Source organism: Ferrimonas lipolytica (assembly GCF_012295575.1).
Lineage (GTDB): Bacteria > Pseudomonadota > Gammaproteobacteria > Enterobacterales > Shewanellaceae > Ferrimonas > Ferrimonas lipolytica.
Genome location: NZ_CP051180.1, coordinates 1,944,497 through 1,958,123, shown reverse-complemented (window position 1 = coordinate 1,958,123; position 13,627 = coordinate 1,944,497). Strand labels below are relative to the sequence as shown.

General features: G+C 49.4%; 14 protein-coding genes. 8 read left to right on the top strand and 6 right to left on the bottom strand.

The window, feature by feature from the left end; genetic code table 11:
* Positions 1 to 138: 138 nt before the first annotated feature.
* Together HER31_RS09070 and HER31_RS09065 are read right to left on the bottom strand one after the other, a co-directional pair.
* Positions 139 to 717, bottom strand: coding sequence for an acyl carrier protein phosphodiesterase (locus tag HER31_RS09070; protein ID WP_168660280.1), 579 nt, complete (start codon positions 715 to 717; stop codon positions 139 to 141).
* Positions 718 to 752: 35 nt separating this feature from the next.
* Complete coding sequence (locus tag HER31_RS09065; protein WP_168660279.1) at positions 753 to 1,154, bottom strand: GFA family protein; 402 nt, start codon at positions 1,152 to 1,154, stop codon at positions 753 to 755.
* Between the two features lie 128 nt (positions 1,155 to 1,282).
* Here HER31_RS09065 and queA point away from each other — a divergent pair, with 128 nt between their 5' ends.
* From queA to HER31_RS09025, 8 genes are all read left to right on the top strand, one after another.
* On the top strand, positions 1,283 to 2,338 hold the full coding sequence (gene queA, locus HER31_RS09060) for a tRNA preQ1(34) S-adenosylmethionine ribosyltransferase-isomerase QueA (RefSeq protein ID WP_168660278.1): 1,056 nt from the start codon (positions 1,283 to 1,285) through the stop codon (positions 2,336 to 2,338).
* Positions 2,339 to 2,495: 157 nt separating this feature from the next.
* The gene (gene tgt, locus HER31_RS09055) at positions 2,496 to 3,620 is read left to right on the top strand and encodes a tRNA guanosine(34) transglycosylase Tgt (protein WP_168660277.1); all 1,125 of its coding nucleotides are present in this window, start codon (positions 2,496 to 2,498) and stop codon (positions 3,618 to 3,620) included.
* A gap of 28 nt (positions 3,621 to 3,648) precedes the next feature.
* Positions 3,649 to 3,975 carry a preprotein translocase subunit YajC gene (yajC, locus tag HER31_RS09050; protein WP_168660276.1) on the top strand — a complete coding sequence of 109 codons (327 nt, stop codon included), beginning with the start codon at positions 3,649 to 3,651 and terminating at the stop codon, positions 3,973 to 3,975.
* Positions 3,976 to 4,020: 45 nt separating this feature from the next.
* Positions 4,021 to 5,865 carry a protein translocase subunit SecD gene (gene secD / locus HER31_RS09045; RefSeq protein ID WP_168660275.1) on the top strand — a complete coding sequence of 615 codons (1,845 nt, stop codon included), beginning with the start codon at positions 4,021 to 4,023 and terminating at the stop codon, positions 5,863 to 5,865.
* 10 nt (positions 5,866 to 5,875) lie between these two features.
* Positions 5,876 to 6,820, top strand: coding sequence for a protein translocase subunit SecF (gene secF / locus HER31_RS09040; RefSeq protein WP_168660274.1), 945 nt, complete (start codon positions 5,876 to 5,878; stop codon positions 6,818 to 6,820).
* A gap of 142 nt (positions 6,821 to 6,962) precedes the next feature.
* Positions 6,963 to 7,271: a putative signal transducing protein gene (locus HER31_RS09035; protein WP_168660273.1), complete on the top strand. Its 309-nt coding sequence runs from the start codon at positions 6,963 to 6,965 to the stop codon at positions 7,269 to 7,271.
* On the top strand, positions 7,271 to 8,200 hold the full coding sequence (locus HER31_RS09030; protein ID WP_168660272.1) for a precorrin-2 dehydrogenase/sirohydrochlorin ferrochelatase family protein: 930 nt from the start codon (positions 7,271 to 7,273) through the stop codon (positions 8,198 to 8,200). The genes HER31_RS09035 and HER31_RS09030 overlap by 1 nt, the downstream gene beginning before the upstream one ends.
* A gap of 152 nt (positions 8,201 to 8,352) precedes the next feature.
* Positions 8,353 to 8,715 carry a DUF3581 domain-containing protein gene (locus tag HER31_RS09025; protein WP_168660271.1) on the top strand — a complete coding sequence of 121 codons (363 nt, stop codon included), beginning with the start codon at positions 8,353 to 8,355 and terminating at the stop codon, positions 8,713 to 8,715.
* 360 nt (positions 8,716 to 9,075) lie between these two features.
* Here HER31_RS09025 and HER31_RS09020 read toward each other — a convergent pair whose 3' ends face one another.
* The 4 genes from HER31_RS09020 to HER31_RS09005 all read right to left on the bottom strand — a co-directional run bounded on the left by HER31_RS09020 (position 9,076) and on the right by HER31_RS09005 (position 13,483).
* Entirely contained in the window at positions 9,076 to 10,530 is a 1,455-nt protein-coding gene (locus tag HER31_RS09020) for a carbon starvation CstA family protein (protein WP_168660270.1), read from the bottom strand.
* A gap of 190 nt (positions 10,531 to 10,720) precedes the next feature.
* Positions 10,721 to 11,011 carry an integration host factor subunit alpha gene (locus tag HER31_RS09015; protein ID WP_168660269.1) on the bottom strand — a complete coding sequence of 97 codons (291 nt, stop codon included), beginning with the start codon at positions 11,009 to 11,011 and terminating at the stop codon, positions 10,721 to 10,723.
* Positions 11,012 to 11,105: 94 nt separating this feature from the next.
* Positions 11,106 to 11,813 carry a two-component system response regulator BtsR gene (gene btsR, locus HER31_RS09010; RefSeq protein ID WP_168660268.1) on the bottom strand — a complete coding sequence of 236 codons (708 nt, stop codon included), beginning with the start codon at positions 11,811 to 11,813 and terminating at the stop codon, positions 11,106 to 11,108.
* Positions 11,810 to 13,483 (bottom strand): sensor histidine kinase, encoded by a 1,674-nt coding sequence (locus tag HER31_RS09005; RefSeq protein ID WP_168663239.1) that lies wholly within the window; start codon positions 13,481 to 13,483, stop codon positions 11,810 to 11,812. The genes btsR and HER31_RS09005 overlap by 4 nt, the downstream gene beginning before the upstream one ends.
* Positions 13,484 to 13,627: the final 144 nt, after the last annotated feature.

Sequence of the window (13,627 nt, the reverse complement as noted above, 5' to 3'; positions counted from 1 at the left end):
CGTGACGGCAACTGTTCCACCTGTTCTTTCCCGTCGTGTCTTGATGAGTTGTGACATGCTTTTGGACCAATACCCCTTCGTTGGTCCTTTTTTTTGCCTAAAATTTGTCTAACCACCCCAATTTTAAATCACTCGCGTTTATTTCGTTGCTAGCCATCGCTGGCTGTGCTCGACCAGTTGCGTCATCAATTCGGTAAAGTTGGCTTTGATGGGGGATTGTAAACGCCAGATCTCATCGCGAGCATCGAGTAGCCGTTGCGGTTTACTTAAGCGAGTGGCGATGCCAGCGATTGAGCGATTAATGCCGTCATTGTGGCGGTAGTGGCCTAACCAATCTCCAGCAGCGATCCGCGGTGCTAATTGCTGCAACTGACACGGTAGTACCGGAGCAGTTAACAACTCTTGATAACAACGTTGATTAAACTTCGTTAGCGGTTGTGAGTGCCACTGGTGGAAATTTACCGCTAGCTGATGGTCAAAGGCCATATCTAGCAAGATCCCAGCCATGCGCCGATGTTGTTGCTGAAACTGTTGCTTTAGATCTAGTACCAGCGGATGGCTATCAACAAAACTGTCAACTTGTCGGTGCAGCATCATACCGGTGCGCAATGGCTCGGGCCATGGGGTAAGGTCGCCGCGTACGAAGTCAGCGGCAATGGCACCGGCAAAGTCAGTATTGGTGCGTTCGGCGATATAGAAATGACAAAGATAGTTCAACTAGATATCCGCTTAAGTGCGACCAGAAGCATTGGTCACGATGGTTTATCGACGGGGTGATTGGCCCCATCCATGGTGTCAACTTCACCTAGATCAAATGGGTTGACGCCCTCAAGACAAGCAACGTTGTAGCCATATTGATGCGGATTAGATCTGCGCTGATGATGGGTATAGATACCACAACGAGAGCAAAAGTAGTGTTTGGCTGCGCGAGTATTGAATTGGTACAGACTGAGGAGAGCGGTGCCTTTGGTGATGCGCAAGCCCGCTAATGGCACTGACGCGACAATGGCGCCCCTTCTTCTACAAATTGAACAGTCACAGCGACGTGGCTCGACGGTGCCGTCGGCCAGCGTTAATTCCAACTCGACGCCGCCACAATGGCAACTGGCCTTGTGCACAGCTTGGATAAGGGTGTTTCCTACCTGTTTTATCATCGATGACGCCTCCTAGCTTCACAACATAACGCACAAAAGGGCAAAGAGTCCTGCTTATGCTTGCAACTGAGGTTGGCTGATTTACAATATCGCCCCCGCTTTTAAAGGCATTAAGAGTATACAAATCCATGCTGGTAGCTGATTTCCACTTTGATCTTCCTGATGAACTGATCGCTCGTTATCCAACCTCTGAGCGTCGCGCCTCCCGTTTATTGCACCTTGATGGCAATAGCGGCGAGTTGCACGATGGTCAGTTTGCGGATCTAATGGAGTTGGTACGCCCTGGCGATCTGATGGTGTTTAATAACACTCGGGTTATCCCTGCACGGGTGTTTGGTCAGAAAGCCTCTGGCGGCAAGTTTGAGATGCTGGTTGAGCGCGTACTTAACAGTAAGCGCGTGCTTGCCCATGTTCGTTGCTCAAAGTCGCCCAAACCGGGTAATAAGCTGCATTTTGAACACGACGTAACCGCAACCATGGTTGAGCGTCATGATGCGTTGTTTGAGATTGAATTTGATGGCGAGGAACCAGTACTTTCGATCTTAGACAAGATTGGCCATATGCCATTGCCGCCGTATATTGATCGCCCTGATGAGGGGGCCGATCGGGAGCGCTACCAAACTGTATATAACCAACGCCCTGGTGCAGTTGCTGCACCGACGGCCGGCTTGCACTTTGATGATGCCATGCTCGACGCACTGCAACAAAAAGGCGTTAACGTTGCCTACGTAACCTTGCATGTAGGCGCGGGCACCTTTCAGCCGGTTCGAGTTGACACCATTGCTGAACACCACATGCACTCAGAATACGCTGAAGTCGACCAAACCGTGGTGGATGCCATCTTAAAAACTAAGGCCGACGGTGGCCGAGTGATCGCAGTGGGTACGACCTCGGTACGCTCGCTAGAGTCAGCCGCTCAAGAAGCTCGTCGTCATGGTGAACTACTGGCACCGTTTGCATCGGAAACATCGATTTTCCTATACCCAGGTAAGTCGTTCCATATTGTCGATGCGATGGTGACCAACTTTCACCTGCCGGAGTCGACCCTAATTATGTTGGTGTCGGCCTTTGCCGGACAACAACAAACGATGGCCGCATACCAGCACGCCATCGCGCAAGGTTATCGTTTTTACAGCTATGGCGACGCCATGTTTGTCAGTCGCCGCGATAACCACCAAGAATAATCGAGTTGGTTGGGAAACCAGCCAACCACATTATATCTGCTGCCGTGGCTTGAAGTCGCGGTGGTTGATCCCCATCCTTCTTTAAACGAAGCGCTTAGCGCTCCATTTACCATCACCAGACTGTTTCTCTGGTTTGAGGTTTTTTATGAAAACTAAAATGAAATTTGATCTACTTGGTACCGACGGACGCGCTCGCCGTGGTCGTTTGACCTTCGATCGCGGAACCGTTGAAACACCGGCATTTATGCCAGTAGGAACCTACGGCACCGTTAAGGGGATGACTCCTGAAGAAGTAGACGCTACCGGGGCGCAAATCTGTTTGGGCAACACCTTCCACCTGTGGCTGCGTCCAGGCACTGAGGTGATGCAGAAACACGGTGATCTGCATGATTTTATGAATTGGCATAAGCCAATTTTGACCGATTCAGGCGGCTTTCAAGTTTTCTCTTTGGGCCACATTCGTAAGATCACTGAAGCGGGTGTTCATTTCCGTCACCCAATCAATGGTGACAAGATCTTCCTTGATCCAGAAAAGTCGATGGATATTCAGTACCACTTAGGTTCTGACATCGTGATGATCTTCGACGAATGTACTCCGTACCCTGCGACTGAAGAAGAAGCCGGTAAATCGATGCGGATGTCATTGCGTTGGGCTCAGCGCTCCCGCGACGAATTTGATCGGCTTGAGAACAAGAACAACCTGTTCGGTATCATTCAAGGTGGTGTATATGAGCACCTGCGTGATGAATCATTGGAAGGTCTGGTTAATATCGGCTTCGATGGTTATGCCGTTGGTGGTCTCGCTGTTGGTGAGCCCAAAGAAGATATGCACCGCATTCTGGAGCACATCTGCCCTAAGATCCCGGAAGATAAGCCACGCTACTTGATGGGTGTTGGTAAGCCAGAAGATCTGGTTGAAGGCGTACGTCGCGGCATCGACATGTTCGACTGCGTAATGCCAACCCGTAATGCTCGTAACGGTCACCTGTTCACCGCTGAAGGTGTGGTAAAGATCCGTAACGCCAAACATCGTGACGATACCGCGCCGCTTGAAGCGGAGTGTGATTGTTACACCTGTAAGAACTACACCCGTTCATATTTGCACCACTTAGATCGCTGTAACGAGATCTTAGGTGCACGTCTCAATACAATTCACAATTTACGTTATTATCAACGTGTTATGGAAGGTTTGCGAGGCGCAATTGAGCAGGGTAACCTAGACGACTTTGTCGCCCAGTTCTATGCAAAGCTCGGCCGTGATGTGCCACCTCTGAACGACTAATTAATCCAATAAAAGAGAGAAACTTCATATGTTTATCGCAAATGCTTACGCCGCTGATGCAGCAGCTCCTATGGGTGGTTTTGAGCCACTGATCATGCTGGCCTTGTTCGGTGTGGTGTTCTACTTCATGATTCTGCGTCCTCAGAACAAACGCGTGAAAGAGCATAAAGAGCTGGTTTCATCGATGACTAAAGGCGACGAAGTGCTAACCAGCGGTGGCTTGGTAGGTAAGATTGCTAAGGTTGCTGACGACAGCGATTACGTTGTAATCGCACTGAACGATCAAACTCAAGTGACCGTTAAGAAAGACTTTGTTACTGCTGTGCTGCCAAAAGGTTCAATCCAATCTCTGTGATTGGCAATTTAATAACAATCTAGTTTGATTAAAGAGGGCAGCGGTGTGTTGAACAAATACCCGATGTGGAAAAACCTGATGGTGGTGTTTATTCTCGCCATTGGACTGCTGTATGCCTTGCCAAACGTTTATGGGGAAGATCCGGCCGTGCAGATCTCTGCTGGCCGTAATGCGACTGTTTCTGCGACTACCGTAGATCAGGTGCGTGACGCTCTAGAACAGGCAGGTATTGCTAGCAAAAGTGTGGTGATGGAAAACGGCTTGGTAGAAGTACGTTTTAATAACGTCGAGGATCAAGGCCGTGGCAAGGAGCTGGTAGCCGCACAATTGGGTGACGACTACATCGTTGCCATCAACTTGGCTGCAGCGACCCCTGAATGGCTGAAGTCATTGGGTGGAACGCCAATGAAGCTTGGTTTGGATCTGCGCGGTGGTGTTAACTTCCTGATGGAAGTTGATATGAACGAGGCGATCAACAAGCAGCAAGAGCAGATTGTGGCGGATTTCCGCTCGCAGTTGCGCGAAGAGCGTTTACGCTACTCTGGTGTGCGCATTGCACCTACCGGGGTAGAAGTGCGTTTTCGTCAGGAAGATATTGCTGAAAAAGCAAAAGCACACCTGCAAGGTCTGCATCAGAACCTGATCTTTAGTGACCGCGATTCCACCAGCTTTGTTGCTAGCTTCACTGAACCTTACCTAAAAGAGGTGCAGGAGTACGCACTTACTCAGAACATCACCATTCTTCGCAACCGTGTGAATGAACTAGGTGTGGCTGAACCAGTTGTACAACGCCAAGGTGCGGATCGCATCACCGTTGAACTGCCGGGTGTTCAGGATACCGCTCGGGCGAAAGAGATCTTGGGGGCAACGGCTACGCTGGAGTTCCGCGCCTTGGCTGAAAACGCCGATGTGAACGCAGCCATGCGTGGCATTGTGCCACCAGACGCTAAGTTATATAACGACCGTGATGGTCGTCCAGTAATTCTGAAGCAAGCGGTTATCTTGACTGGTGACCACATCACCGGTGCTAAATCCGGTTACAGCGAAACCAGTCAACCACAGGTAAACATCGATCTCGATGCTGTGGGTGGTAACAAGATGGCAGACTTTACCAAGGATATGATTGGTAAAGGTATGGCGACGGTATTCATTGAGTACAAGCCAACCGGCGAGCGCGATGCTGATGGTCGTCCTACCTTCGATAAGATTGAAGAGGTGATTAACGTCGCCACAATTCAAGCACGTCTAGGTCGTAGCTTCCGCATTACCGGTATCGATTCGCCAGCCGAAGCGCAAAACTTGGCGCTATTGCTGCGAGCCGGTGCCTTGATTGCGCCAATTACCATCGTGCAAGAGCGCACCATTGGCCCATCATTGGGTCAAGAGAACATCGACAACGGTAAGGCCGCATTGCTTTATGGCATGTTGGCTGTGGTTCTGTTCATGGCGGTTTACTACCGCAAGTTTGGCGTAATCTCAGTCGTTGCATTGGCGGGTAATATCATCTTGATGGTTGGTATTATGTCGATGATCCCAGGGGCGACCCTAACCATGCCGGGTATTGCTGGTATCGTTCTGACTGTTGGTATGGCGGTTGATGGCAACGTGCTGATCTTCGAGCGTATTCGTGAAGAAATCCGCGCCGGTCGAAGTGTGCAACAGGCGATTAACGAAGGTTACGCTAACGCATTCTCAACCATCGCTGATGCCAACATTACTACCTTGATTACTGCGCTGATCCTGTTCTCAGTGGGCACCGGCCCAGTGAAAGGCTTTGCGGTAACCTTGATGATCGGTATTGCTACTTCCATGTTCACCTCCATCATTGGTACCCGTGCAGTTGTTAACGCACTGTGGGGTGGCAAGCGAATGAAGAAACTGGATATCTAAGGGGTTTACGATGTTTCAGATCTTAAATTTAAAGAACACCGTCGATTTCCTTAAGCACGCGAAGCCGATTGTCGGTTTCTCGGTATTAATGATGATCGCATCCATCACTAGCATGGCGACTAACGGCATGAACTGGGGCTTGGATTTCACCGGCGGTACCGTTGTTGAGATTAGCTACCAGGAAGCTACCTCACCTGCAGATGTTCGTGGTGCGTTAGAAGGTCAAGGTATTAACGGCGCTGTTGTACAGCAGTTTGGTAGTGCTCGTGACATTCTAGTGCGTGTGCCGCCAAAGTCTGGCGAAGGCAATGTTCTGGTTGGTAAGGTTGAGTCGGCTGCCCGTTCAGTGTCGGACAATGCCGTTATCAAACGCGTTGAATTTGTTGGCCCGCAGGTTGGTGAAGAGCTAACTGAGCAGGGGGGACTAGCGGTACTGGCAGCAATCATCTGTATTCTGATGTACGTTGCTTTCCGTTTTGAGTGGCGTTTGGCTGTCGGTTCGGTACTGGCATTGGTGCATGATGTAATTATTACTCTGGGTGTGTTCTCTGCGCTGTCGATCGAATTCGATCTGACCGTGCTGGCGGCGGTACTGGCGGTAGTGGGTTACTCATTGAACGACACCATCGTGGTTTATGACCGAGTTCGTGAGAACTTCCGCAAGATGCGTAAGGGCACTCCAGAGCATGTCGTTAACGCCTCGGTTACCCAGACCATGAGCCGGACCATAATTACTACCGCGACCACCTTGTTTGTGGTGGTGTCATTGTTCTTGGTTGGTGGCTCAATGATCCACGGTTTTGCAACTGCGTTGTTGCTGGGTATCGCTTTTGGTACCTACTCATCGATTTACGTTGCGAGCTTTGCCGCAATCAAGTTGGGCATTACCCGTGAGCACATGTTGCCGGTTGTGATTGAGAAAGAGGGTGCTGATCAAGATCCTATTCTGCCTTAAGCACAATAAATAGATTAAAAAGCCACCCTCAGGGGTGGCTTTTTGCTATCTGGATCACGCAAAATCGGAGTGGGCATAAAAGGAAAATAACAGCCCACCATAATTCCCCAATCATTGGGGTAAAAATATCAAGAGGGCCGCTATGGATAGCTACGTTGAGCTTTTTCGTGCCAGTAATTCGATAGAAGCCAATGCCGTAAAAGGCATGTTGGAGCAACAAGGGATCCTCGTACGTTTGCTCGGTGAAGCATTAGGGGGCGCCGCTGGTGAGTTACCAGTTGACGCCCAGCAGATACGGCTATTGGTGCAGCGCTGCCATATCACTAAGGCGCAGCAGATCATGGTACGCTATCAACAGACCATGGCACCGTGGCAATGCGTCGACTGTCATGAACAAAATGATGGTCACTTTGAGCTGTGTTGGAACTGTGGCAGCGAACCGGTGAACTAATGCGATATTTTCCTCTGTTTCATGATACTGAGCATATGCGTTTGTTGGTGGTGGGTGGTGGTGAAGTTGCTGCCCGCAAGGTTGCCCTGTGGGCTCGCTCCAACGCGGTTATAACGGTGGTTTCGCTCGACTGGGTTGATAGTATTACCGAGTTGGCTCCTGCACGGATAGAATGCATTACGACCGATTACGATCCGCACCATTTAGAGGGACGACAAGGTGTTATTGCCGCCACCGATAACGCTGAATTAAACCGGCAGATTGCCCGGGAAGCTAAGGCATTGGGTTTGTGGGTTAATGTCGTTGACCAACCTGAGCTATGTACCGTTATCACTCCAGCTATCGTTGACAGGGCCCCAATGTTGGTGGCTATAGGCAGTGAAGGTAAGGCACCGGTGTTGGTGCGGACCCTACGAGCACTAATTGAAACCATACTGCCATCGTCACTGGGTAAGCTGGCGCAGTTTATTGGTAGCAAGCGTCATAAGGTGCAACAGCAAAGTGATAATCCTCGGGTGGTTTGGGAGCACTTTCTGCAACAAAATGGGTTAGTGTTAAACCAAGACAGCGAGCAACATCTGCAAGCTGCCATCAATAAAGATTTACCGAGCGGCAAGCTGTGGCTAATGTACAACGACCAACAGCCGTTGATGTTGCCGATAGGGTTGATGCCAGAGCTACAGCGGTTGGATAGGGTTGTCTATGCCACTGAGTTGGATGCGCAGTTGTTGGAGTTGTGTCGACGCGACGCCGCTCAGAGCGCGGTCAATACTGCAGAGCTGGAGCAGATTCAAACTTGGGTAAGGAACGGTGAGAGAGTGCTGTTGTATCTAGATAGGGCAGCGCAAACCGATTGGCTAAGTCAAATTAATCTATTAGCTGGTTTATCGGCAACAGATATCGCCGATTTTTCGAGCAAAGCAGAATAATTACAGTTACTGTCGTTATTGCTATTGGTGTTACAGCTAGGTTCTTTCTCTATATCGATATAATGCACTTAATTTGTTAAATTCTTTGGCTCGGCTTAGGCTTTAATAGTGTACTCACAAGGGTATATTGTTGAAACTTTAATGGGGTCTATATGATTAAGTTTGTTGCCGTAACATTGCTATCCGTTACCTCTGCCGTGTCCGCGATGGGCAGTATCGAATCCGCAGCGGTTACCTTGCCGGATAACATTTCTATTGTTTCCACCAATGACCGTGCGGCCATTATTGCCGATGGCAAATTGCGTGTCGGTGCTGGCACTCAACTGCTAGAGGTGGCTTTGAATGGGACAGATGAGGCGACTTATCTGATGTTTGATGCCGAGCTTGGCCAGCAATATCAATTGCAAGACAACGGTGGCAAGCTGAGCCTGAGCCGCTCAGGGCAGGCGGTAAATGCTGAGCAATTCACTGAAACTGAGTTTGAGGTAACTTTCTTTAGTCATCTTTGGTACTAGGCCATTAATTGGCTGTGTCGTCGTTAGCTGTTGAGGTTTATATCAAGCCTTCGGCTTCACCGATTGTGGTGCTTTAGAGGATGATGTCGCGGTGGCGACGGCACATTCTTGTATGCATTAGGGGGGGCGCCCCCTTTGGAATCCTCCTCTGTCTTAGGTCGCAGTCCAAAACGCTTCGCTGAACTGCTCCAATGCGGCAGCAGATCAATAGCGGTAGTGCTTTGCCCTTGTATCAACACTCGCCTAGCCGGTGCTTTAACAGCATTAGAAAGAACAACACTTAATTGGTACACAGCCAAAAAAAATGGCGACCCGAGGGTCGCCATTTTTCGTTCGAAGAAGCTGCTGACTTATTCGAAATTACGCTTCAGCGTCAGCCGGTAGCTCTTGCTTACCGATAACGCCAATGACGAACCAAGCGGCTACGGCAGCGGTTACAACACCACACGCGGTAGACAGTTCCATTGGTAACCCGAAACCAAGCTTGGCGCTGTTAAGGATGAAGGTAGTGATTACTGCAGTCATAAACATGGCAGGTACGGAAGCAATCCAGTGCAGCTTGTCGGCGCGAGCCAAGTAAGCGGTTGCAGTCCATAACATCATTGTTGCAGTTAATTGGTTGGCGAAGCCGAAGTAGCGCCAGATGATACCGAAATCTACCTGAGTCAGAATCGCACCGATGATGAATAGCGGCGCAGCGATAATCAGACGGTTAACTATCTTAACTTGGCTCATGCTGAAGTATTCAGCCAAGATCAGGCGGCTAGAGCGGAAAGCGGTATCGCCGGAGGTGATTGGTAGGATAACCACACCCAAGAAAGCGATGATGCCACCAGCTACACCGAGCAGGCCGAAGGATGCGTCGTATACCACTTTACCTGGTCCACCGTCTGCAACAGCAGCGGCTAAGGCGTCAACATTACCGAAGTAAGACAGAGCCAGTGCACACCAGATAAGTGCGATGATACCTTCACCAATCATTGCTCCGTAGAATACAAAGCGGCCGTTCTTTTCATTTTCCATGCAACGCGCCATCAGTGGAGACTGGGTTGCGTGGAAACCTGAGATAGCTCCACAAGCGATGGTAATGAACAATGCTGGCCATAACGGCATGTCATTAGGGTTCATGTTGGTTAGCATGTCAGACGGTACAAAATCGCCCATCAGCTGGTGGTCCGCAGAGAACATTACCGCAGTAATCAGGCCAACAGACATGAAGATCAGCAAGGCGCCAAACAGTGGGTAGAAACGGCCAATAATTTTGTCAACTGGGACAATAGTGGCAACTACGTAGTAGGTGAAGATGATGCCAACCATGGTCAAGCTGCCAACAACCAGATCGCTGTTTGAGTTGATTAGGTTGGTTAACATGCTGGCTGGAGCCGACACGAATACAACACCAACCAATAGCAGCAGTACGATGGCAAACAAGTTCATGAAGTGCTTAGCAGGTTTACCTAAGTAACGACCAACGATGCTTGGTACTGATGCACCACCGTTACGAACAGACAACATGCCGGAGAAGTAATCGTGGGTTGCACCAGCAAAGATACAGCCGACTACAATCCAAACCATTGCTGCTGGACCGTATAGCGCACCCATAATAGGGCCAAAGATTGGGCCTACACCGGCAATGTTAAGCAATTGAACTAGATAGACTCGGCCTTTAGACATTGGCACGTAATCAACGCCATCAGCGCGAGTAAGAGCGGGCGTCTTACGCTCTTCCTTGATACCAAATACCTTCTCAACAAAGGCACCGTAAATAAAGTAACCGCCGATCAGTAAAGCGATACAACTAAAAAACCACAACATGATCATAATCCCAACAGTATGAATGGGCGTTATTTTACGGTTATAAATCAATGCTGCTGGAGGATCTAGGTAAGCGGTATATATAGGCTGCTAAGCGGCAGATATATTAAATAAGCGGTAACAAATACTGGAATTGAGCAGTGGAGCCACAGCGATGACTCCATGCTAGATAGTTAAATTGAGCAACATATCAAGCTTTTAGCGTTGCCACTCGGCCCTTTAATTTGCCTCCAGCCGAGAATGTTACTACCCGCCTAGCTGCAATTTCATGGGACTCGCCGGTTTTGGGGTTGCGCCCCGGCCTCGGGGTTTTGTCGCGTAGGTGAAAGACACCGAAGCCACTGAGTTTTACCTCTTCGCCTTGTTCTAAGGCCTCTCGGATCTCTTCGAAGAACACATCGACTAGATTGCGAGCGTCAGCAACCTTCAAATGACGTTGACTGACCAGCAGATCAGTGAGATCAGCTTTGGTTAAAGACATGACACTACCTCGTTGCACTTATATCAGAATCTGGGAACACCCTTGGATAACTGAAAGTGTAGAAGCAGTTAGCGGATGTATCTAAAAAATCACACTATTGGAACCCAAATTTCTGTTTAAGTGGCTTTAGGTAGCGACGACTCACTGGCACTTTTTGATTGGAGCGAGTCTCAATTTCGGCGTTACCGCCATCTAATAGAATGATTTCTGCCACTGCGTCGGCTTGCACTAGGTATTGGCGGTGGCACCGAATGAAGGTGGGCTGTTGCTCAATTACTTTCAGCGTCAACTGGGTGTGATAGGTTCCTTCGCTGGTAGCTACATGGACACCGCTGACATCGGAAAACACATATTCTACCTCGCTGACATCTACGATCTTAAGGCGCTTGTGTGAATAGCAGGGTAGGTGGGGTAACGGTTCCAGCTGTGTGGTCATTGCTGGCGTGGTAGCGGTACGGATCCGCGCTAAGGTTTGCGCCAGCCGTTGCGCTTCTATCGGCTTTAACAGGTAATCAGTGGCGTGGTGTTCAAAAGCCTTAATTGCGTATTGATCGTAAGCGGTGACGAAGACGATATGAGGCAGCTCGTTGTTGTCGAGCATCGAAATCATTTCCATACCGGTGATCTTCGGCATCTGAATATCAACCAATACTAAGTCAGGTTTAAACTGATGCAACTTACTGAGGCCATCGATGGCGTTAGCCGCTTGAGCAACGACCTCAATGTCTTGATGTTCGGCTAGTAACGCCATTAGTTCTTGCCGAGCCAGTGGCTCGTCATCGATTATCAGGGTACGGATCATGCGCCAGTGCTCATTGGTAATAGTACATTGATGCGGGTGAATTGGTCGGGCTCACATTCGATGGTTATTCCATACTCTGTACCGAACATCGTCTTAATACGTTTATCAACAATCCCCATTCCAAGCCCATCAGACTCTCCGCTAGGGCGATATGCGCCGGCATTGTCGGTTACGCTGAGCTGTAATTTACCATCAATTTGTTGGGCGCTGATGTTGATCTTGCCCACCTCGAGCAGCGTTGAGGTGCCGTGTTTCACCGCATTTTCAACCAATGGTTGTAAGGTGAAGGTTGGCATGGTGGCCTGCGTCAGTTCGGGGGCAATCTGCCAGCTTACTTCAAGCTGCTCACCAAAACGGGCTCGCTCAATTTTGAGGTAGGAGCCAACGTGTTCGAGCTCCTCCGCCAAGGTGATGGTATCGGTACCGCGCTTGAGGTTGGCGCGCAGAAAAGACGCCAGTTGCTGAGTGAGCTCTCGCGCCTTATCTCGGTCGATCCTTATCACTGCATTAAGGGTGTTTAGGGCGTTAAATAGAAAATGGGGGTTTATCTGCGCTTGCAGTAATTTCAGTTCGTTTTGTACCAATAGATTTTTCTGGTCGATAAAACGGCTATGGAGGATCTGGTTTTCCAGTACCCGCGCAATCCCCTCCCCGAGGGTTTGGTTTAGATTTAAGAAAAATCGTGATTTTTTCTCATACAGTTTAACCGTACCAATCACCTCATTTTCGCCTCTAAGTGGCACTATTAGGCAGCTGCCGAGCTGACATTGATTGCTGATTGAACAGGAAAATTGGTGCTCGATTCCATCAATAAATACCACTTCGTTGTTTCTGATGGCAGCGGCGGTTTGCGCAGAGGCAATAGGGGTGGCAGGAAGATGGTGATCGGCGCCGTGACCGATAAAGGCCAACAACTTGCTGCAGTCGGTAATGGCAACGGCGCTGACGCCGGTTTCTTCAAAGATGATTTTAGCTACTACCCCTGCGGTTTGCTGGTTGAATCCTTGGCTTAAGTGACCCACGGTTCGTTCGGCAATCTTTAGTGCTTTAGCTGAGTAGATTGAGGAGATTTTTTCCGCCATCGCCCGCTGATCGCGGATCATGCTCATGAACATGGCGGCGCCGAGAGAGTTTACCAACAGCATTGGAATCGCGATGGTTTTGACCAACTGCCATGCATCTGTAAAAGGTTCGGCAAGAATCAAGATAGTAGCCATCTGTAGCAGCTCGGCTACCAAGGCAATAGCAAATACCCAAAATGGATTAAACAACTGCTCAAGGTTTTTGCGACGTACTAGATACAGGTGCATTAAGCCAGCAAAGGTACCTTCAAGGGTGGTTGATACTGCACAGGCAAGATCGGTAAACCCGCCCAAACTGTAACGATGTAAGCCGCCAGTTAAGCCGACAAAAAATCCGGTGACTGGACCGCCGAGTAAACCTGATAGTACCGCCCCCATCGCGCGGGTGTTGGCGATAGCATCGTGGGTCTGTTCACCAAAATAGGTTCCCATTACGCACAAGCAAGAGAAGGTGATGTACAACACTAATTTATGTGGCGAGCCCAGCGCCAAATCTACCATCGGTCGTAATACAGGGGTTTTGGTTAACATGTAGGCCAATACCAGGTAGAGGCTCATCTGTTGGGTTAAACCAATGGTGAGATTGATCGTTTCAGCAAGCAACTGGAACTCCTGAGAGTTTGGATAAGGGGATTTTGTGTGCTATTTCACAATTAGGGTGCGCGATTTTCGCCAATTCATCTAAAGGTGCTACCTTAATGCATCTTTAAACAAGCCCACGATGGAGTTTCC